We start from the raw sequence: 20,330 nt of genomic DNA, 5'->3' as shown, positions 1-20,330 counted from the left end.
GGTCGCGATATGCATCCAATCGACATAATGGCAACAGCAATGCCATTTTGGACATGTTAAAAATGCCAATCTATCCGAAAGGCACTGAATGACTGCTCCAAATCCAAACTGGTTCCTGCGTGCGCGGCTCAAGACGCGCCAGCTACTGCTGCTGATCGCGCTCGATGAACAAGGCAATATCCTGCGCGCCGCCGAAGTGCTGTGCATGACGCAACCGGCAGCCTCCAAACAGCTCAAGGAGCTGGAAGACATGCTCGGCATCGCCCTGTTCGAGCGCCACCCGCGCGGCGTGGCGCCCACCATTTATGGCGAAAGCATGATCCGCCATGCGCGCATGGCGCTGACCAGCCTGGCGCGCGCCCATGAAGATATCGTGGCTTTGAAATCCGGCATGGCGGGCAAGGTGGACGTGGGCAGCATCATGACGCCCGCCATGCGCCTACTGCCGCGCGCTATCACGCGGGTGAAGCAGCAAGTGCCGCAACTGCGTATCGGCGTGCAGATCGAGGCGAGCCCGGAATTGCTGGAGCGCCTGCAGCGCGGCACGCTCGACTTCCTCATCGCGCGCATTACCGGCTTCCAGGACAGCGGCGACCTGCATTATGAGGAGCTGTCGCCGGAGCCGGTGGTGGCGGTGGCGCGGGTCGGCCATCCGCTGGCGCAGCGCAGTGGACTGTCGATGCAAGACCTGGTGCAGGCGTCCTGGATTACGCCACCGCCGGGCAGCATCCTGCGCGAGCGCTTCGACCAGTTATTCCATAACGCGGGCATGGAGCCGCCGAGCGACGTGGTCGATACGCGCGAAATTGTGCTGATTACGAGCATGCTGCAAATGAGCGATGCGCTGAATGTGATGTCGGAGGACGTGGCGCTGCGCTACCAGGAACTGGGGCTGCTGACGATCCTGCCGGTCAAGCTGGACTGCCGCATGGACCCTTTCGGCATCATCCGCCGCCGCGACCATGTGCTGACGCCGGGCGCCGAACTGCTGCTGGAAGCGATCCGGCGCGAGGCGTCGCCAGTGCCCGCAAAGGCGCCCGTATGCGCGCCCGCGCCGGCAGTCACACGCGTCCCGTATAACCTTTACGACATAGCGATGGCCTAAAAAGTCATTGGATAGGCATACCCCCGTGCGCATAGCATGGCCCGGCAAACCCTTATCCGGAGACCCGCCTTGAATCACATTTCCCTTGCGCGCCGCCTGGCCGGCGCCCTGCTTCTGGTCGCACCGCTGGCAAGCCATGCCGCGCGCCAGCTTGAACTGAGCTCCCCCGACCGCCAGTTGCGCGTGTCGATCGACACCAGCGAGCACCTTGCGCTGTCGGTCAGCCACGGCGGCACACCGCTGGTGCTGCCTACCCTGATCGGCATGACCTTGACCGGCATCGGCACGCTCGGCGACAAGCCGCGCCTGACCGGCCAGCAGCGCCGCAGCATCGACACCACCGTGCGCCCGGTCGTGGCGCAGAAATCGCGCGTGGTGCGCGACCATTACAACGCCCTGCAACTCGACTTCGCCGGCGGCTACGCGCTGGAAGTGCGCGCCTACGACGAAGGCATCGCCTACCGCTTCCGCACCAACCTGCCCGGCCAGGTCACGGTGGAAGATGAACAGGCGGGCGTCAACCTGCGGCCGCAGGACACCCTGTACTGGCCACAGGAAAAGTCGATGCAATCACATAACGAGCACTATTACCAGGCCCTGACCGTCGCCAATGCCGAAGGCAAGCTGGTAGGCGTGCCTGCCCTGGTCCGCAACGGCAGCCTGCACCTGGTGTTCACGGAGTCCGGCCTGCGCGACTATCCGGGCCTGTACCTGCACGGCGAATCGGCCGGCCTCAAGGCGATCTTCCCCAAAGTGGCGCTGGCTGAAACTGCGCGCGACGACCGCAATGTCCCGGTAACGCAGGAGGCGCCGTACATCGCCCGCACCGACGGCAAGCGCGCCTTCCCCTGGCGCATCCTGGGCATTGCCGCCGATGCCGGCGGCCTGCTGCTGAACCAGATGCCCTACCTGTTGGCAGACCCGCAGGAATTGAAGGAAACCAGCTGGATCAAGCCCGGCAAAGTGGCGTGGGACTGGTACAACGGCAATAAGCTGTACGGCGTGCCGTTCAAGGCCGGACTGGATACGCGCACCTACCGCCACTACATCGACTTCGCGGCCGACAACGGCCTCGAATACATCATCATGGATGAAGGCTGGTATAAGCTGGGCGACCTGCTGGCCGTGAAGCCGGAAATCGACATGCCGGAGCTGATGGCCTACGCCAAACAGCGCGGCGTCGGCATCATCCTATGGGTGTCCTGGAAAACGCTCGATACCCAGTTGACGCCTGCGCTCGACCAGTTTGCGCGCTGGGGCGCGGCGGGCATCAAGGTCGACTTCATGCAGCGCTCCGACCAGTGGATGGTGAACTATTACGAACGCGTGGCGCGGGAAGCGGCTGCACGCCGCTTGCTGGTGGACTTCCACGGCAGCTTCAAACCAAGCGGCCTGCAACGTACCTGGCCAAACGTGCTCACCTTCGAAGGCGTGAAAGGCCTGGAAAACAATAAGTGGAGCGACAAGCAGACGCCGGAGCATGACGTCACCCTGCCCTTCATCCGCATGTTCGCCGGTCCGGTCGACTACACGCCAGGCGCCATGAGCAATGCCCACCGCAAGGACTTCACGGCCAGTTTCGACCGTCCCATGAGCCAGGGCACGCGCGCGCACCAGCTGGCGATGTACATGATTTACGAAAGCCCGCTGCAGATGCTGGCCGATAGCCCTTCGCAATACCGCGCCAATCCTTCTTCGCTGGAATTCATCCGCCAGGTGCCGGTCGAGTGGGATGAGAGCCGCGTACTGCACGCGCAACTGGGCCGCTACATTGCCATGGCGCGCCGCCACGGCGACGCCTGGTATGTGGGCGCCATGGCCGGCGCCGACGGTTGCGACCTGGAACTTGACCTTTCCTTCCTTGGCGACGGCAACTACCAGCTGGAGAGCATGGAAGATGGCCCGAATGCCGCCGTCTTCGCCATCGACGTACAAAAAGGCAGCGCCAGCGTAACGCGCGGCAGCCGCATGACCATGCACCTGGCCCCGGGCGGCGGCTGGGCTGCGATCATCCGCAAAGCGGCAAAGGAGTAAGCCATGCAAAAGCAACTTCTCGCCGCCGTCGCTGCCGCGCTGCTGGCGGCAAGCCTCGCTCAAGCCGCGCCGCCTTCCTTCACGCCGCGCTGGCAAATTGACGGCGACGCGATTCGCTGGCAGGTGAAGGACGTCCACCGCGACCAGCTCGAAATGAGCGGCCGCCAGGTCTCGGCTGTCATCGACTATGGCAGCCAGGCCGACGGCTCGCTGCTGCTCGCGCGCACCGTGGTGTGGCCGATGCTGCGCACCATTCCCGACGATACCCACGCCAGCCTGATTCGCAAATTCGGCGCGGAGGCGTCGCCAGCCATCGTGATCGACGGCCGCCCCGCCGCTGTTGAACGCCTGAAGCAAGTACGCTTCGACGGCCGCCTCGCCCTGCAATCCGAGCTGGCGCCGGGACTCGTGCTGACCCGCACCCTCACGCCATCGCCCGGCGAGCCGGCCCTGGTGGAGCGCCTGGAACTGGCCAACACCGGCAAGAGCGCCCGCCGCTACAGCTTCGCCGCACTTGAGCGCAGCGAAACCACGCCCGCCGAAAAAGGCACGCACGGCGCCTACGTGGTAGAAGTGCGCTCCCCCGCCCGCGAGGATGAGCTCGCGCCAGGCGCGCGCATGCACGTGGACGTGATCATCAGCGGCCGCCTGCAAAACGAAATGGTCTACGTCGACGGCAGCGAAGCCCTGCAAGAGCGCGCCCGCAAAGTAGCGCAATGGCGCAGCAACCTGGTGCTGGAAACCCCGGAACCGGTACTCGACGCCATGTTCGCCTTCTCCAAGTTACGCGCTGCAGAAAGCATCTTCGCCACACGCGGCGGCCTGCTGCACGGACCCGGCGGCACACGGTATTACGCCGCCATCTGGGCCAACGACCAGGCGGAATACATCAATCCCTTCTTCCCATACCTGGGCGACCGCGCCGGCGTGCAAAGTGCGCTGACCAGCTTCGGCATGTTCGCGCGCTACATGAACGCCGACTACAAGCCGATCCCTTCGTCCATCATCGCCGAAGGCCGCGGCTACTGGAACGGCGCCGGCGACCGTGGCGACTGCGCCATGATTTCCTACGGCGCCAGCCAGTTCGCACTGGCGCAAGGAGACAATGGCACGGCGCGCCAGCTATTGCCGCTGATCGACTGGTGCCTGGAATTCACGCGCCGCAAGCGCGATGCGAATGGCATCGTGCAGTCGGACAGCGACGAACTGGAAGGCCGCTTCCCCGCCGGAAAAGCCAACCTGTCGACCAATGTATTGGCCTACGCGGGCCTGCAAGGTGCGGCGCGCCTGGTCGCATCGCTGGGCGATACGCAGCGCGCGGCGCAGCTTCGGCAGGAAGCCGAGGAGCAACGTGGCGCAATTGAACGCTACTTCGGCGCGCGCATGGCCGGCTACGACACCTACCGCTACTACGACGGCAACGAGAGATTGCGCGCCTGGATCGCCCTGCCGCTGGCACTTGGCATCACGGAACGCCAGCGCGGCACAGTCAATGCGCTGCTGTCGCCGCAGCTGTGGAGCGAGAACGGCGTGCTGACCGAAGCCGGCGACAAAACCTTCTGGGACCGCGCCACGCTCTATGCGCTGCGCGGCCTGCTGAAAGCCGGCGAACTGGAACGCACCATGCCCTACCTGCGCTACTACTCCGGCCGCCGCCTGCTGGGCGAACACGTGCCGTACGCAGTGGAAGCATGGCCCGAAGGCCAGCAACGCCACCTCTCCGCCGAAAGCGGCTTGTATGCGCGCGTCGTGACGGAAGGCTTGTTCGGCATCGAAGCAACCAGCCTGCGCAGCTTCACCATCGCACCGCGCCTGCCGCAAGGCTGGCCGCGCATGGCGTTAAAACATATGCGGGCTTTCGGCGCCGGCGAAGAAGGCGCAGGCATCGACATCGTCACCACGCGCACGCCGCGCGGCCAGCGCGTGCTGGTCACGCTGGATGGAAAGACGTTGCTCGACCAGGCCTGGAACGGCAAGGCGCCCCTGCTCGTCACCCTGCCGGAATAAGGCGAAAAACCCGATATACCGTTTTCGGCATATGAGGCTAGCAAACATTCAATTGTTCGCTATCGCTTACCTGCCTAGCATGTCTCCATCGGCCGCCACGCGCGGCCGATTGCTAACCAAACAGGAGACGAAATGAAGATCACTTCCCAACGTGTGCGGATGACGCTTGTAGCACACGCCCTTGCAATGGCTTTCGCTGGGACGGCCCTTGCACAATCGAATGCCACCGGTACCATTTTCGGCCAGGTCGCCAATGCGAACGGCGCCACCGTGGTGCTGGAAAACGTGGCCACCGGTGCACGCCGCACCGTGAGCGTAGACGCCGCCGGGCATTACAACGCCAACTCCATGCAGCCTGGCGCCTACAAGGTGATGCTGGTGCGCGCCGGCACAGTCGAGCGCACGCTGGAAGTGGAAGCGCTGATCGGCCAGGGTGTGGAAGCTTCTTTCGAAACCATGATGGCAGTGACCGTGACGGCGCGCCGCCCGGCGATCGACGTCAGCAACACCAACAACGGCACCGTGTTCACCGCGCGCCAGCTTGACGCGCTGCCGATCGGCCAAAGCATTTCCGCCATCATCCAGCTGGCGCCGGGCACGACGCGCGCCAACCCGCGCATCGGCGGCGACAGCTTCGGAGGCTCCGGCGTGACCGAGAACTCCTACTACATCAACGGCTTCCCGGTCACCAACGTTTATCGCCAGATCGGCTCGACCACCCTTCCCTTCTTCGCCATTGCACAGGCGCAGATCCTGCAAGGCGGCTACAGCGCGGAATTCGGCCGCTCCACCGGCGGCGTGGTGAACATCACCACCAAGAGCGGCACCAACACCTGGGAAGCCGGCGCCGTCATGCAGTACACGCCAAACTGGCTGCGCGCCAAGCCGGAAGACACCTTCTACCCGAACACCGGCCGCAACCCCAAGACCGACGGCAAGCTGCTCACCTACCGTGGCAGCAACACCGCCAACGATGTTTTCGGCAGCGCTTATATCGGCGGCCCGCTGATCAAGGACAAGCTGTTCATGTTCGCCAACGTCGAGGATGACCGCTTCACCACCAGCTATATCAGCAAGGATTCCGATTCGCTGAACAAGACCAACGGCTGGACCAAGCGCAAGACCATGACCCCGCGCTACATGGTCAAACTCGATTACAACGTCACCGACGACCATCGCCTCGAGTTCACCCAGATCCACGACGAGTACAAAAGGACGCAGCAGAACTACGGCTTCGACTACTCCACCCTGCAGCACAATGACATCGTCGCCGGCGGCACCACGGGCGACGGCGCCAAGACCAACGACTCGATCCTGAAATACACCGGCTTCCTGACCGATAACCTGACCGTGACCGCGCTGGCCGGCCGTTTCAAGTCGACCTACCCGCAAAGCCGCGAAGGCTATGTGCCTGGCCTGTACCAGGTCAGCGCACCGCTGCGCGCACAAGTGCCGGGTCTGACGTACAACAATCCGCAAACCATCGGCGGCACCATCCAGGTACCGAACGCGGAAGACAAGCAATCCACGCTGCGCCTGGACGTTGAATACAAGCTGGGCAACCACGGCCTGCGCGCTGGTATCGACCGCAACAACGTGTCCTCCATCAACGGCTCCGAGCTGGCAGGCGGCGGCCAGTACTTCTACCTGCGCTCGGACAACCCGAACGCAAACGTCACCGGCGGCCGTTCGCCGGCATCGGGCGGCGGCTTCGGCCCGCAAGGCTACTACGTCGACATCTATCACCAGAGCGACTCCGCCTCGCCGAAGACCGACCAGGCCGCGCAATACATCCAGGACCGCTGGCAAATCACCGAGAACCTGCTGCTGGACCTGGGCCTGCGCAACGAGCAGTTCACCAACAAGAACAGCGAAGGCGTACCGTATGCATCGCAGCGCCACATGCTGGCGCCGCGCCTGGGCGCAGCCTGGGACGTGCGCGGCGACGGCACCCTGAAAGCCTTCGCCAACGCCGGCCGCTATCACCTGCAGATTCCAACCAGCGTGGCACAGCGTATCGCGGGCAACCCGGTCCACATCGACCACTACTACACCTACACCGGCGTTGATCCGCTCACTGGCGCTCCGACCGGCCTGAATGAAATCAGCCCGCCATTCTCCGCAGGTAATGAATGGGGTACGCCAAAGGATCCGCGCCAGGTGGCGGCAGCCAACCTGGGCGCCACCTACCAGGATGAACTGGCGCTGGGCTTCGAAGCGGCGCTGAGCCAGGAATACACCGTCGGTTCCAAGCTCACCTACCGCACCCTGCGCAACACCATCGAAGACTGGTGCGACCAGCGTCCGGTCGATGCCTGGGCCAAGAAGAACAGCATCGACACCAGCAAATACGGCATGCCTTGTCTGCTGATCAATCCAGGCCGCGCCAACACGCTGACGCTGGACCTGCGCGGCGACGGCAAGCTGGTCACCATCCCGCTGTCGGCCGAAGACATCGGCCTGCCGAAAGTAAAGCGCATCTACACCGCGCTCGACATGTTTATCGAGCACCCGTTCCGCAACGGCTGGTACGGCAAGGTTAATTACACCCTGTCACGCAGCCACGGCAATATGGAAGGCCAGGTGATGTCCGATATCGGCCAGGCCGACATCGCCGCCACCACCTCCTTCGACTATCCGGAACTGATGGACGGCGCCAACGGCCTGCTGCCGAACAACCACACGCACGTGCTGAAGGCGTTCGGCTATTACCAGGTGGCGCCTGAATGGACGGTGGGCGGCAACATCAACATCGTCAGCGGCGGTCCGAAATCCTGTATCGGCAATCTGCCGAAGTCGATGGACCAGAACGGCAACAACCCTGGCGGCTGGTACGGTTCCGCCACCTTCTACTGCGAAGAGAAGCTGACGCCGCGCGGTTCGGTGGGCACCCTGCCTACCGACGTCCGCATCGCGCTGAATGCAGCCTACTCGCCGCGCATGATCAAGGGCCTGACGCTGAAGGCGGATGTCTTCAACCTGCTGAACCGCCAGACCGTGATGGCCACCCAACCGGTCTACAACTCGGGCAAGGATACCGTCAGCCCGTACTACGGCGAGGTACTGGGTCGCGCACCTGAACGCCAGGTGCGCTTCACGGCGGAGTACAACCACAAGTTCTAACGACCCACTTCTTTCAGGTACTCCGCACGCGCCGCCAGGGCGGTGTCTGCGAAGTCGGAGAACAAGCCGTCGACTCCCAATGAGAAGAAGTGCTTGTACTCCAGTACCGGGTCGCCCTTGTAGTTGCTGGCCAGGCGGCGCTTTTCGTTGCGGAAGGTGTAAGGATGCACGAACAAGCCCGCCTTGTGGGCGTCGGCCACCAGCGTGGTCGGCGCCAGCGTCGTGGTATCGGCGTCGTTGATTTTGCCGTCGCCGTTCACGTCGCTGACTTTTCCGCTCGCGTCCAGCGTGCCTTTCACGCTGACGATGTAGCGCTTCCACGGCCCGATGCCGTCGGCATACCCCTTGATTTCAGCCAGTCCGGCCGGCGTCACCATATCGCTGAACATGCGCTTGTCGCCTGCCTGCGCCCAGTCGAAAGGCTTGTCATACGGCGCCGCGTACGTCAAAGCGCCGGTTTTCAGGTCCACGTCATCGGCATCGATCAATTGCACCATCTTCAGTTTGGAGCCTTTGCTGCGCATGTATTTCAGGCTGCCCGGCTCGAAGGACTGGATGAAGACAGGAGCATCGCGTTCGGTCCAGCCGGCTGCGGCCAGCATCGCCAGCAGCTTGTCTTCCAGCGGCAATCCTTGCTGGCGGTGGAAGCTTGGATTCTTGGTCTCCGGATAAATGGCGATGCTGCGGCCGCTCTTCTTGACCATGTCGATAACTTCCTGGATGGTCGCGATCTTGTATTTGCCGTTGTACTGTTGCGGGCGTTCGGCGTCAGTCGAAATGCCGCCCAAGGTCTTGATCTCGGCCAGTGTGAAATCGCTGGCAAACCAGCCTTCCTGCATCTCCCCGTCCACGCTCAGCGTGCGCTTGCGCGAGGCGAATTCGGGGTGCTGGGCCACGTCGGTGCTGAATGCCAGGTTCGGATCGTGGCGCGCAATCAGCACGCCATCCTTGGTGGAAATCACGTCGGGCTCAATCGCGTCGGCGCCCAGTTCGATCGCCTTGGCATAGGCTTCGACCGTTTCTTCCGGCAGGTAGCCGCTCGCGCCGCGGTGCGCGACCACCACCGGTGGTTTTCCATCCAGCGTCGGCATCGGCGTGACCGCCCCACCGCCGCAAGCCGCCAGCACCACTGCCGCCGTTACCGTTCCCGCTACTGATTTCTTCATCGCTTCCTCGCTTGGTGTGTGAAAACGAGGCGGATTTTAGGTGGCGAAAATGACAAGCTTGTGAATCGCGCAAGCGTGCGCGCGGCACTTGACAACCGTTGCCTAGGCAACGTATAGTTCATTTGTGAACAAACAAACCGATCCTCGCCGTGTAGCCCGGCTTATCAGCCGCGCACAGAATGCGCTGGCGGATGAACTGGATGTCAAGCTTGCGCCGTTTGACATCACCGCCGCGCAATACGTTGTGCTTTCGACCCTGCACAGCGGCCGCGCCAATATTGCGGCCCAGATCTGCAAGGAGCTGTCTTACAGCCCCGGCGCCATGACGCGCATGCTGAACCGGCTGGAGCAAAAAGGCATGATCCAGAAGGCGCCCAGCGTCGCCAACCGCCGCACTGTGCAACTGGAATTGACTGAAGCAGGCCAGCGCCTCTTCCCAAGCCTGCTGGAAGCTTCCGGCACCGTGATCGACCAGTACTTCGGCGCCTTCAGTGCGCAGGAACTCGCTACCTTCGAAACCCTGCTCCTCAAGATGTTCGCCGGGAAGTAACTCTCTTTTTTTGCCCAAATGATTGCCTAGGCAATCATACATTAGGAAACAAATATGGAACCTTCGATCAATGTGCTGGGAGCTTACTTCCCCGACTGGCTGTTCTGCATAAGCGGCGCGACGGTGCTGTGCTTCATGCTGCACGCGATGCTGTCGGCACGCGGCTGGCTGGCCGGCGCGCCATCGCACCTGCTGGCACTGGGCTACCCCGCGCTGGCGACCGTGCTTTCGCTGTCGGCCTGGCTCGTATTTTTCCAACATTAAGGTGAAGCTATGAAGAAAACCAAGAATTCACGCCGCTGGACGGTGATCGTGCTGGCCTTGATGCTGGCGGCAATCGGCCTGGCCATTTACGTGATCCGCTCGATCGACCAGTCGCCGCGCACTGACGATGCCTACGTCTATGCCGACACCATCAACGTCGCCCCGGAAGTCAACGGCCGCATCGTGGAATTGCCGGTGGCCGACAACCAGCGAGTGAAAAAAGGCGACCTGCTGTTCCGCATCGATCCCGAGCCATTCAAGGAAACGCTGACCAAGGCCGAAGCCAGCCTGGCTGCACTGGACAGCGAAATCAAACTGACCCAGCGCTCAGTGGAAGCGCAGAAGTTCGCGGCAGCGGCGGCGCGCGCCAACGTCGAACATGCGCAGGCAGCATCCGAACAGGCCAACGATTCGCTGGCCCGCCTGGAACCGCTGCTTAGCAAAGGTTTCGTATCGGCCGAACGCATCGACCAGGCGCGTACCGCGCGGCGCAGCGCACAATCGCAACTGAGCGCCGCCCTGCTGGATGCACGCCGTGCCGAAGCTGCCGTGAGCGGCGTCGATGCCCTGGTCGCAAAGCGCGAAGTAGCGAAAGCGGAGATCGCACTGGCTCGCCTGAACCTGTCCTACACCGAAGTACGCGCGCCCGGCGACGGCATCGTATTGAACCTGAAAACTGCAGCAGGCCAGTTTGTCGCCGCCGGCCATCCTGTGTTCACCCTGGCCAGCTCCGACCGCTGGTATGTGGTGGCGAACTTCCGCGAGACCGACCTGGCAGGCATCAAATCAGGCCGTCACGCCCAGGTGTACCTGCTTGGCGATACGCACAAGCATTACAGCGGCACGGTCGAATCGATCGGCTATGGCGTATTCCCGGACGACGGCGGAACCGAAGTAGCCGGCCTGCCGCACGTACCGCGCTCGATCAACTGGGTGCGGGTGGCGCAACGCTTCCCGGTGCGTATCCTGGTCGAGAAACCCGACGCCGCGTTCCGTATCGGCGCCTCCGCTGTCGCCGTACTGGCCAAGTGAACATCATGGAATCGCTGGTAGCGCGCATCCGCTCCGAACTGGCACCCTTCCCCGGCCGCATGGATGCCGTGTGGCGCCTGCTGGCCAGCTGCACGGTGGTCATCGTCTGCTCGATGACCCTGCAGATACCCATGCTGTCGCTGTCGCTGATCATGGTGTTTTTCACGGCGCAGGAAAATACCGTGCTGTCGCGCATGAGCGCAATCGGCCTGCTTGCGGGAAGCACGCTAGCGGTCATTGCCTCGCTCGTGCTGCTCAAGTTCACCATCGAATACCCCATGCTGCGCATCCTGTGCGCCGCCATGATCGCGTTCTGCGGCATGTATTTCATGAGGACCAGCAAGCTGGGCGCGATTGGTTTCCTGGTGGCGCTGCTGGTGATGAACGCGCAGGCCATGGCCGATACCTACGCAGACCCCGAGGTGCTGACGCGCCTCCAGTTATGGGTTTGGGTCGCCACGACCTACCCGGTGGTGGTGGCGATGACGATTCAGCGCCTGTTCCGCCCTGCTCTGCCGGCTAGGCTGCTGGTGGAGGAGTATGGGCGCCAGCTGGACGAAATAGAACATCAGCTGGATGCTCGTATTGTCGGCAGCAAGCCGCCGGTGCTGCACGGTGGACGCATTGGGCGCGGTGCATTGGCGCTGCAGCGGCAGTTGGCCTTTGCTTCCCTCGGCCATATAGATCGAACTGCGGCGCGCGCCGCTGCCGTGAGCCGCCTGCACGCGGCGGCGGCGCAGCTGGCGCGCCAGGCGCCCTTCGACGCCTCCGAAGCGGAACGCCGGCAAATGCTGGCGATCCGTGACGCCTGCGCCACGCTGCGGAAATGCCTTGGCCACGACACGGTATTCACTTTTCCGACGCCAGCGGCGGCCGCTCCGGCCACGCCGGGAGGCCGTTCCTCCCGTGAAGCGATCCTGCGCGAAATGGAACGTGCATTGCGCGCAGCTGCCGCTGCAGACAGCGACGAAGAAGCCCCTGCAACGGTGCAAGGCGGCAGCGAAGCGATGCGGCCAGCCGCAGTCCCTCGCCTGCTCTACGCAAAATTCGCGTTCAAGGCCGTGCTGGCAGCAGTGATCAGCTACGTGATCTACACCAGCCTTCTGTGGCCCGGGATCGGAACCGCAACCCAGACCTGCATCATCCTTGCGCTGCCAAGCCTGGGCGCCACCACGCACAAAGGATTGAACCGTTTGCTGGGCTGCATCCTGGGCAGCCTCGCGGCCCTGGTGGCGACAGTGTTCGTGGTGCCTCACCTCGACAGCATCGTGGGCCTGTTGGCCATGGCGCTGCCGGTCATTGCGGTGGGCGCATGGATCGCGGCGGGTTCGCCACGATCCAATTACATCGGCGTGCAAATGATGTTCGCCTTCGCGCTCGCGCAGCTGGGAAGTTTCGGTCCTGTGACCGACTTGACCGAAATCAGGGATCGCCTGGTCGGCATCATGCTTGGATTGGCAGTGTCGGTTGTCGTGTACACGCTGTTGTGGCCAGAACGCGAAGGCCAGGCCCTCAAGTCTGCGCTGGCGCGGCTGCGAAAAGCCATCGCAGCGTGCGCCCAAGCCGACCATCGCAGCATCGGCCCAGCGCGCCTGCAGGCATGGGCGTTGCTGAACCAGTGCCGCGAATTGCAGGCACGCGTTGCGATGGAACCAGGTTGGCGCGACCGCAACGCACGCCGCATTTCGAATTTGCTGGCGCAGGCCGAAGAGAGCCTGGTGGCGCAGCGGGTTAAGTTTGACGGATCAGGTGCGACAACTCAGGGTTGAGTTGAATAAACCACCAATTTGGAGGGCAGCTGTCGCCCCATTGCCGCCTCTCACAGTAATCCTGGTTCTCAAAGGCAGAACTTATCTGACCATGTCCAAACGTTGTATCGATTTGATCGCCCGCTCTCTTTAGCCGAAAACTGTCCATTCGAATAGTTGAATTTTCCCCGAACAGCAATTCCTGAAAAACCTGTTCCGGGTGCGATCCCTTGGAAAATGGATTCAAGTTCGAAACTAAAGCAGTCTTGGTGATAAGCCTCCCGAATCGCGATTCGGACTTCCCCCTTCGCAGTCTGTGGCAAGGGACTAACGCTCGATTGAACTTCTCTCCTGGCCACACTCTCGGCGCACATAAGCGCAACGTCAGCTTGAATTCGCTGGGATGTTTCTTTTTCAAAGACACAAAGTATCGGTAGTACGAAATTTGTCGCGATTGCGTCCGCTAATTCCGGAGTCAAATTCATATGGATTTAGATATAAGTCAAACGACGGATCGTCAATTGTCTGAAGATGGCCGGGTTCTGCCTGCGGTATCAACTTGCGCGACAGCCGGCAGCTGGGGCGCGCAGCGCGTAGGCCGCCCGGTTGATCATTTTGTTGGCTCGCTTAGTCATTGGCCTGTTCGACGCATTCTTTGACCCATTCCGCAAAGCTCGAAAACTCATCAAATTCGGAAGCCAAAGCTCGACCAGCGGCGAAGGCAGAAATTGCGTGCGAATCCACCCACGCAACCGAACCTGTTGAGGTGTCAAGGAATACGCTTCCCGCATCGGTCCGTTCTTCTAGGACTACGTACTTCATTGGCAATGCGATGGCTGCTCGAAATCTAATGGTGTCCAAAATTGAAGTGCGCGCATTCGGCAATGCGCCACTGCCACCGGAGCCGCATTCTAGCAAGAACCATTTGACGTCAACTGGCAAGGTGACCCCGAGTTGAGCTTCCAACTCAAACAGCGTCACTTCAGTTTCACGGACGGCGCCACAAAATACATCTGGATTTTCTTCGGTCAGTGCTTTCAATGCCCTCATTTTCGAGTCCAACATGTTATACATCGTAAATTGGCAATATGGCATGAAGGGAAGCCATGTCGGGAAAGGCGGCTATTGGCCGGCTACTACCGCCGTATTCTTCGTAAACGCAAAGGCATACTCATCCTAAGCGTTCCTGTATTTCCAGGTTGGGGTATTGAGCACGAATCTCAGCTTCCAGGCTTGCGGCGACTTGCTGCGAGAATGTGCCGATCACGATCCATTTGCCCGGCGGGACCCCAGCGGCAATCTCAGTCACTTTGGGAAACGCCAAGCGAAGGCGGCTCTCCGTTGACGGGTCTAACGGATGACCCGTTCGAATTGCCACCGTCTCCGACTGCTCCGCCATCCAGTCAAAATCCGATTCTCCGATCCAGCCGACGATTTCGTTATCATCAGTGAGTGCTGCGCAGCGGCCGATTTGTGAAGCCAGCTCTAATTGCGCACGTGTACGCACTTTGAAGACACTCTTGTCACACCTCGTGCAATAGCGAACATCAGCGCTACCAGCATCCGTAAGATTTTCCCAGCTTTCTCGACAAACAAATGTCAGGTCGCATTTTGAAAATTCCGACATGATCCACTTTCACATTAAAACATTCTGTAAATCTGCGAAGCGTCACCTCTTGGGAGGGCGATTTTCATTTTAGTTTGCGTACCCAACAGAACGACGGCTATTGGCCGAATACGGCCTAATTTCCTACGATATACTATTCTGGAGTTTTCGTTCCACCTCAATGTTGAAACGCTACAATTTTCGGCTTTTTCGCATTCGACAGTTCAACTGAATAACTGCAATCCAACTGGTCCGGTACACAGTCAAAATCAATACTCCAGCCAGAAGCAGTAACACCAGGTGGCGGCGGAGTGGTTGAAAAATACCTATAAGATACGCTGTGCAGTCGAAATTTATTTCGCTCGATGCGTTTGACTTGTCTTAAATAGTCTTCAGCCAATTTAATTGCCTGATTTGGCAAAAGCACAGGAGCTTGCAAATCTGGTGATTCAGCCGCAGATTTACTCTGAGCCTGCGCGCCTCCGCTGAGAAATATAAATATAAAAAGAAAAACTATCTTGAGCATACTTCTCCAATCTGCATTGATTTCAAACGCATCCGGCGGCTCTTGGCCGTACGTCGCCTATAAGGTTTTATTGTCTGGCTGTAGTACGGTCAATATCTCCTCGTGGAAGAGATCAGCCGCTGCATTTTCAGCACTCCAAGCCGGTGAACTGGAGAAGATCTGCTTGGCTTCGCGAAGGTCAACATTTAGCACAGAGCGAATTGCTTTGATTACTTCAATTGGAGAGACTTCATTCTGACGTAAGTCAGCCAATGCGAGCTCAAGGGGCCTCCCATGCGAAAGAGATTTTTCTAGAAGCTCAGTGGCGTTCACCATTTAGATCCTAACGTGCTCAAGGCTCTACTCCAAATGAAGATCAAGGGCTGCTGTTGGCCGAATGCCGACCACCATTTGCCCAGCATACCATCTTGCCTATACGAAAAACGTAGTGTTCGCACGCCAAGGCTCCCCAACGCTCGATAGGTATATATGTTGCGGGTGATCCGCCAAACTATATATGTCGTTTCCGCTGAAATGAGCCGCTGTTTTGTGAGGTTTTCCGCTGTTTTCCGCTGTTTTTGGGGGAACCCAGTTCACGCCACGCGGTCTAAACCAAAAGCAGCGGAAAACAGCGCGTTTCAGCGCAAAACAGCGGAGGAAAACAGCATGAAAGACATAGCGACCCTAGCGATACCACCCGCCACCCTGTGCCGGCTACTTCAGTATGCCGACGCCCATCAAGCTGAACTGAGTGCCGGCGAACTTGCCGCGATCGCCATTGACGAATGGCTAGCCCGTACCGAGGGCGCCAACAAAGCTCCCATCCGCCTGCGCGGGTACCAATGGAAAACGGTATTTCTGCCCGAAGGCACCCAAATACGCGCCTGGAATCGCACCGGCTTTGCATATGCCGAAGTCATCGGGGATGACATCGTTCATCTGGGCGATTCGGTATCGCCACATGAATTTATCTGCCGCTGCAAAGGCATTTCCCGCAGCGCCTGGGCGGAAGTGTCTTTGCTCTTCCCAAGCGAGAATCATTGGAAACGCGCCGATGACCACCGCCGCAGATTGGCCCGGCAAGCAGTGCCGCAAACCACTCCTGCACCTGCTCCAGCACTACAGCCTCCCGAACAGACTGCACCGAAATTTGCGAGTGTGCTGCCACCGCCGCGCCCACACCTTCCTCGCGTGCTTCCAATTCCGCCCCAGGCTCGACTTCAATCCGAAAATCAGGCGAAGGTGGCTGAAGATAGAGCGCGCCTTAACTCACCTGATCGCCGTCAGGGCTATCGCCGGCTTGAGGATTTGCTGCTTGATTAGAACGAGAGGCGCCGCAAGCGTATCTCAGGCCTTGGGTATAGCGCGCAGCAGTTCCTTTTCCAAGTCGGCGAGGGAATTCTGCGTGCCGTTCAATGCTCCCTGCAATTGCACCACCGAGTGATATAGGCCCGTGCCATCGATCACGCCGAATTCCACGTCAGACGAACGGTTGAAAAGCGCCGGCGCATCAAGCAGCATCTGCACCGTACTGACGCTGTTCTGCGCGAAATCGCGCTGGAAAGCATAGACGCCGGCATAGCGCTGCAGCTGCGAAGAATCCATCCAGCTCACCGCCTGGCTTGCCACCGCCACCTCCCACGCTTCGCGGCGCAAGGTCGGCATCGACTGGCTCAGGCCAAACCTGCCCTTGGTCGTTTGCTTCAAGTGTTCCAGCAACTGCTTGCCCTCCACTTTATCGATGATGTCCTTGCGCAGCACTTCGCGCAGCGCATCCAGTTTGACGATCTCTTCCTGGTTCTTGCGCATTGAAGCGCGCACTTCCTCAAGATTGGTGCGCATCTCCGCTTCGATGTTTGCCTGCGCCTCATGCGCGCGATGGTTGTGGTGCCAGGTCTGGGCGCCGTGTTCCAGCGCCAGCGCGGTCAGGATACTCACGACAATCATCGCGTACTCACTCGCAAAGCCCTTGAACGAGGCGAGCGCACCCTTTTTAGGAAGTTCTACGTGCATTGGATCATTCTCAAAAAATTTCCAGAGGCAAAATATTACACTGCAAAACTGCTAAAATATTATTTTTGCAATAAATAAAACGACTCCATCGTGGTAAAACTGCACCTCATTTGGGCCTTGCTTGCCCTGTCTCCCCTTGCCTTTGCCGAACCAGCTGAAACACCAAAACCTGTAGGTCCTGCCGTACTGGCAAGCGATTACGTGATGCGCGAGCTCGGCTCACGCCTGGTGATCAAACAAGGAAAAATCATCCAGCCGGATAAAGCCAGCAAGAACGTCTATTCGCCCGAACAAATGGCTGCGGTACGGACGGTGTTCGGCAACGAGAGCCCCTTGGTTGTCAAGCGCGAACCGGCCACCGCAGGCCGCGCCAACTACAGCATCACACTGCCCGCAGGCCAGTTCCAGGACGAATCCGGACAAACAAAGTGGGCGCAGGCCAGCATGAAATTGGGGGTTGCGCCAAACGGCAGCCTGACGAGCAGCGCCAGCATGTCTTCGCTGAGCATTGTCGACAAGCAGCTCCGCCTCGATCTGGAGGGATTGAGCACCGCGGGCTCTATGCAGCCGGACTACTGGAGCAGCAAATCGCGCGGCGAAATCGGCAAGATGCGCTTCGTGCCGGCAGGCGAAGAAGTGGACGAATTTTCAGTCGACGGCATCCGCTTCTCTAACGAGTTCCAGCGCAAAGGCCAGTACTTCTCGGGTCTTTCCGAATTCACTTTCGGCCGCATGGGCACGGAAGATCACGCGATCGACAAGCTGCACATGGCGCTGCGCTGGCGCAAACTCGACGCCGGAGCCATGGCGAACCTGAAGGTGGAACTGGACCGCATGCGCGTTGAGGGCCTGGACGAATCCAAGGCCAGCCAGTCGCTGGCGCGCTACCTGCCTTTGCTGAAACGCCTGGTCTTGCTTGGCGCTTCGATGGACATCGAGGACCTGAGCGCCAGCTATAACGGCCAGAAGGTCGCCATCAAAGGCCATCTGTCGATGCCTAACGCCACGGAAGCCGATTTCGAATCCGGCTCCGCCGCGCTCAAGAAGCTGGCGGGCCGGCTGGAAATCGCCGTCCCCCTCTCCTTGCTGCGTGAAGCCGCCGATGCGATGGCGCGCAACGACAAGAGCCGTGATGCCGCGAAGATTTCGGTTGAGCAGATGTCTGCACAGATCTACGAAATGATGCTGGGTAAAGCGCTGGCCAACAACTACGCGCGCCTGGACAAAAACGTGCTTCGTACTACCATTGAGCTGAAAGGCGGCCTGCTGGCGGTCAACGGCACCAACGTGCCGCTGGGGCCGTTGATGGCGCTGTTCGAAGACAAGAAACTGCCTCCGGCCGATGCTGAACCTCCTGTCGCCATTTACATGCGCGACCGGGGGCTGGAAGCGGCGCAGCTGTTTGCCATGAACGGCGACGGCCTTGGCATGCTCGAGATGTGTAAACGAACTGCGAACGGCGTCGGCGTCGAAAAGGACGCACAGCAGGCGCTCAACTGGTGCACCAAGGCCTTCAAGAAATACCAGCACTCCGCGGCCGTCCCCCTGGGCAAGTTCTACCTGGACGGGCAGCTTGACGATGCAGGCATTCCTGGCATGGTCCAGCAAGCAGCAGACGAATCCGACGACAGCGAAGCCCAGTACCTGATGTATCGTCTTCACAGCGAAGGAAAAGGCGTGGCCAAGGACCGGAAAAAGGCCGCCGCCTACTTGCAGTTATCCGCTCGCCAAGGATATACCGACGCCGTCAAGGCAATGAAGGAAGCCAATGCCGCTTACGAGCCTTCTGACCGTAATCCGTCCAAGGAAGCGAAGAAAGATCCCTGGTCTTTCCCTGAGTCCGTGGAAGGCGGCTATGTCAGCACAAAGAACTTCCGCTTCAACAAGGATAAGCATCGCAGAATTACCGTCTCGATGGATAATCTCCAGCCCCATGAGAAATGGGGGCCTTTGCTGGCTGTCTGCGTGTCTGCAATCAATCCAAGCGACATAGCTTGCTTTAACCTGCAGGGACAACGTGGCGAGTCGCCGAAGGTTCACGCCAGCAGCAATATTCGTGGCCCTGAAAGCAGCCAGCGCACTAATGAGAAATGGCTGGATAACGAGTTCAAGCCGGGCGATGAATTCGACGTACTGGTCTACACGCAGGGCAAGCAAGTCTACTTCGTCGTAAACGGCGAGGAAACCCTGGTGCAGGATGTGAACTTCCCTGTCGAAGTCCTCACGCTGAATTGCTCAACTGCCGACTGCAAGTTCGACTTCCAGCACTAAGCCACAATCATTCCCAATTCAGCCAGGATGGCAGCGGCCTGGCTGTGGGCGATCACCGCTCCTTTGAAGGCGCGCGCGTCGGCGAGCTTAAGGCCGCCAAGGTCGGCGCCGCGCAAATCCGCGCCTTCGAAGCGGGTCAGCTTCATCACCGCTTCGCGCAGGCTGCATTCTTCAAACACCGCTTCGCGGAAGTCGCACCCGGACAGGTCGGCGTCCGAAAAGTCCAGCTGTTTCAATACCGCTTTGCGGAACGAGAAGCGGCGCATATCAGCGCCAACCAGCAAACATTCTTCGAAGTGAGCGCCCAGGTGCGAGACTTCCTCAAATTCCGCGCCAGTCAGCTTGCAGCTGCGGAAGCTGGCGGATGCGAGCTTGGTACGGCGCCATTTGCTGTTATTCAGGTCGCAGCCATTGAACTGTGCGTCGACCAGATCGGCCGACTCGAAATCCGCCGACATCGCGCGGCAACGCTGCCATGAGGTGCGGGCCAGCTTGCTGGCGTACAGGATCGATTCATTGAAGGTGCAGCGATCGAAAACGCAGTCCTGCAGGTCAAGCCGCGACAGGTCTTCATCATCAAAACCGCATTGCACGAAATGGCGGACGCCGGCGGCGATGTGCTGCGCCAGCGAGTCGCGATCCAGCGCGACGCCGGCGACCTGGTTTGCTTGCCCTTCCATCAACGGCGCGGCGCGCGGGCTGCGTAGGCGTCGTAAATCTTCTTGGCGTCCTTGTGCGCCTGGTCGATATTGCGCAGCTTCTTGTCGTCGTCATGACGCACAAAAAACTCCGCGTCTTGCGCATCCATTACCAACTTAACGGCGAGCGAGTCCTTCAGGTTGTATTTTTCGAAGATGAGTGTGGTCACTTCGTCAAGGTATTCTTCGTAAGTCATGATCTGGTCCG

The 20,330-nt window shown here is 60.2% G+C and carries 18 protein-coding genes; 10 read left to right on the top strand and 8 right to left on the bottom strand.

Features of this window, described 5'->3' with window-relative positions:
• Positions 1-88: 88 nt before the first annotated feature.
• The 4 genes from AC1RTP_RS18375 to AC1RTP_RS18360 all read left to right on the top strand — a co-directional run bounded on the left by AC1RTP_RS18375 (position 89) and on the right by AC1RTP_RS18360 (position 8,269).
• Positions 89-1,105: a LysR family transcriptional regulator gene (locus AC1RTP_RS18375; RefSeq protein ID WP_498609273.1), complete on the top strand. Its 1,017-nt coding sequence runs from the start codon at positions 89-91 to the stop codon at positions 1,103-1,105.
• Between the two features lie 69 nt (positions 1,106-1,174).
• Entirely contained in the window at positions 1,175-3,139 is a 1,965-nt protein-coding gene (locus tag AC1RTP_RS18370; RefSeq protein WP_498609272.1) for a glycoside hydrolase family 97 protein, read from the top strand.
• Positions 3,140-3,142: 3 nt separating this feature from the next.
• On the top strand, positions 3,143-5,146 hold the full coding sequence (locus tag AC1RTP_RS18365) for a glucosidase family protein (RefSeq protein WP_498609270.1): 2,004 nt from the start codon (positions 3,143-3,145) through the stop codon (positions 5,144-5,146).
• A 132-nt stretch (positions 5,147-5,278) separates the two neighbouring features.
• Positions 5,279-8,269 carry a TonB-dependent receptor gene (locus AC1RTP_RS18360; protein ID WP_498609269.1) on the top strand — a complete coding sequence of 997 codons (2,991 nt, stop codon included), beginning with the start codon at positions 5,279-5,281 and terminating at the stop codon, positions 8,267-8,269.
• Here the strand turns inward: AC1RTP_RS18360 and AC1RTP_RS18355 are convergent.
• Positions 8,266-9,435, bottom strand: coding sequence for a glycerophosphodiester phosphodiesterase (locus tag AC1RTP_RS18355; protein WP_498609267.1), 1,170 nt, complete (start codon positions 9,433-9,435; stop codon positions 8,266-8,268). The two genes, AC1RTP_RS18360 and AC1RTP_RS18355, sit on opposite strands and share 4 nt — an antisense overlap.
• Before the next feature lie 124 nt (positions 9,436-9,559).
• Between AC1RTP_RS18355 and AC1RTP_RS18350 the strand changes: the two genes are divergently transcribed.
• Genes AC1RTP_RS18350 through AC1RTP_RS18335 form a run of 4 tightly spaced genes read left to right on the top strand, consistent with a single transcriptional unit; the run spans position 9,560 to position 13,050 of the window.
• Positions 9,560-9,985, top strand: coding sequence for a MarR family winged helix-turn-helix transcriptional regulator (locus tag AC1RTP_RS18350; RefSeq protein WP_498609265.1), 426 nt, complete (start codon positions 9,560-9,562; stop codon positions 9,983-9,985).
• A 54-nt stretch (positions 9,986-10,039) separates the two neighbouring features.
• On the top strand, positions 10,040-10,249 hold the full coding sequence (locus AC1RTP_RS18345; RefSeq protein ID WP_498609264.1) for a YtcA family lipoprotein: 210 nt from the start codon (positions 10,040-10,042) through the stop codon (positions 10,247-10,249).
• A 9-nt stretch (positions 10,250-10,258) separates the two neighbouring features.
• Complete coding sequence (mdtN, locus tag AC1RTP_RS18340) at positions 10,259-11,281, top strand: multidrug transporter subunit MdtN (protein WP_498609262.1); 1,023 nt, start codon at positions 10,259-10,261, stop codon at positions 11,279-11,281.
• A 5-nt stretch (positions 11,282-11,286) separates the two neighbouring features.
• Positions 11,287-13,050, top strand: a complete 1,764-nt coding sequence (locus AC1RTP_RS18335; RefSeq protein WP_498609261.1) for an FUSC family protein — start codon at positions 11,287-11,289, stop codon at positions 13,048-13,050.
• A gap of 606 nt (positions 13,051-13,656) precedes the next feature.
• On the opposite strand, the gene AC1RTP_RS18330 is transcribed toward AC1RTP_RS18335, so the two are convergent.
• The 4 genes from AC1RTP_RS18330 to AC1RTP_RS18315 all read right to left on the bottom strand — a co-directional run bounded on the left by AC1RTP_RS18330 (position 13,657) and on the right by AC1RTP_RS18315 (position 15,476).
• On the bottom strand, positions 13,657-14,070 hold the full coding sequence (locus AC1RTP_RS18330) for an SMI1/KNR4 family protein (RefSeq protein WP_498609259.1): 414 nt from the start codon (positions 14,068-14,070) through the stop codon (positions 13,657-13,659).
• A 130-nt stretch (positions 14,071-14,200) separates the two neighbouring features.
• On the bottom strand, positions 14,201-14,656 hold the full coding sequence (locus AC1RTP_RS18325) for a hypothetical protein (RefSeq protein ID WP_498609257.1): 456 nt from the start codon (positions 14,654-14,656) through the stop codon (positions 14,201-14,203).
• A gap of 157 nt (positions 14,657-14,813) precedes the next feature.
• Positions 14,814-15,161 carry a hypothetical protein gene (locus AC1RTP_RS18320; RefSeq protein ID WP_498609255.1) on the bottom strand — a complete coding sequence of 116 codons (348 nt, stop codon included), beginning with the start codon at positions 15,159-15,161 and terminating at the stop codon, positions 14,814-14,816.
• Positions 15,162-15,218: 57 nt separating this feature from the next.
• Positions 15,219-15,476, bottom strand: a complete 258-nt coding sequence (locus AC1RTP_RS18315) for a hypothetical protein (RefSeq protein ID WP_498608570.1) — start codon at positions 15,474-15,476, stop codon at positions 15,219-15,221.
• A 330-nt stretch (positions 15,477-15,806) separates the two neighbouring features.
• On the opposite strand from AC1RTP_RS18315, the gene AC1RTP_RS18310 reads away from it, so the two are divergent.
• Positions 15,807-16,463 (top strand): hypothetical protein, encoded by a 657-nt coding sequence (locus tag AC1RTP_RS18310; RefSeq protein ID WP_498609253.1) that lies wholly within the window; start codon positions 15,807-15,809, stop codon positions 16,461-16,463.
• 24 nt (positions 16,464-16,487) lie between these two features.
• On the opposite strand, the gene AC1RTP_RS18305 is transcribed toward AC1RTP_RS18310, so the two are convergent.
• The gene (locus AC1RTP_RS18305) at positions 16,488-17,153 is read right to left on the bottom strand and encodes a hypothetical protein (RefSeq protein ID WP_498609251.1); all 666 of its coding nucleotides are present in this window, start codon (positions 17,151-17,153) and stop codon (positions 16,488-16,490) included.
• A gap of 90 nt (positions 17,154-17,243) precedes the next feature.
• On the opposite strand from AC1RTP_RS18305, the gene AC1RTP_RS18300 reads away from it, so the two are divergent.
• Complete coding sequence (locus AC1RTP_RS18300; RefSeq protein ID WP_498609249.1) at positions 17,244-19,424, top strand: DUF945 family protein; 2,181 nt, start codon at positions 17,244-17,246, stop codon at positions 19,422-19,424.
• Here the strand turns inward: AC1RTP_RS18300 and AC1RTP_RS18295 are convergent.
• Entirely contained in the window at positions 19,421-20,104 is a 684-nt protein-coding gene (locus AC1RTP_RS18295; RefSeq protein WP_498609247.1) for a pentapeptide repeat-containing protein, read from the bottom strand. The two genes, AC1RTP_RS18300 and AC1RTP_RS18295, sit on opposite strands and share 4 nt — an antisense overlap.
• Complete coding sequence (locus tag AC1RTP_RS18290) at positions 20,104-20,319, bottom strand: hypothetical protein (protein WP_498609246.1); 216 nt, start codon at positions 20,317-20,319, stop codon at positions 20,104-20,106. Before AC1RTP_RS18290 ends, AC1RTP_RS18295 begins: the two co-directional genes overlap by 1 nt.
• Positions 20,320-20,330 lie beyond the last annotated feature (11 nt).

It is taken from the genome of Pseudoduganella sp. GW821-FHT11H04, assembly GCF_058807935.1.
The sequence above is the reverse complement of the archived record's forward strand: the minus strand, read 5'-3'. Positions and strand labels throughout refer to the sequence as shown.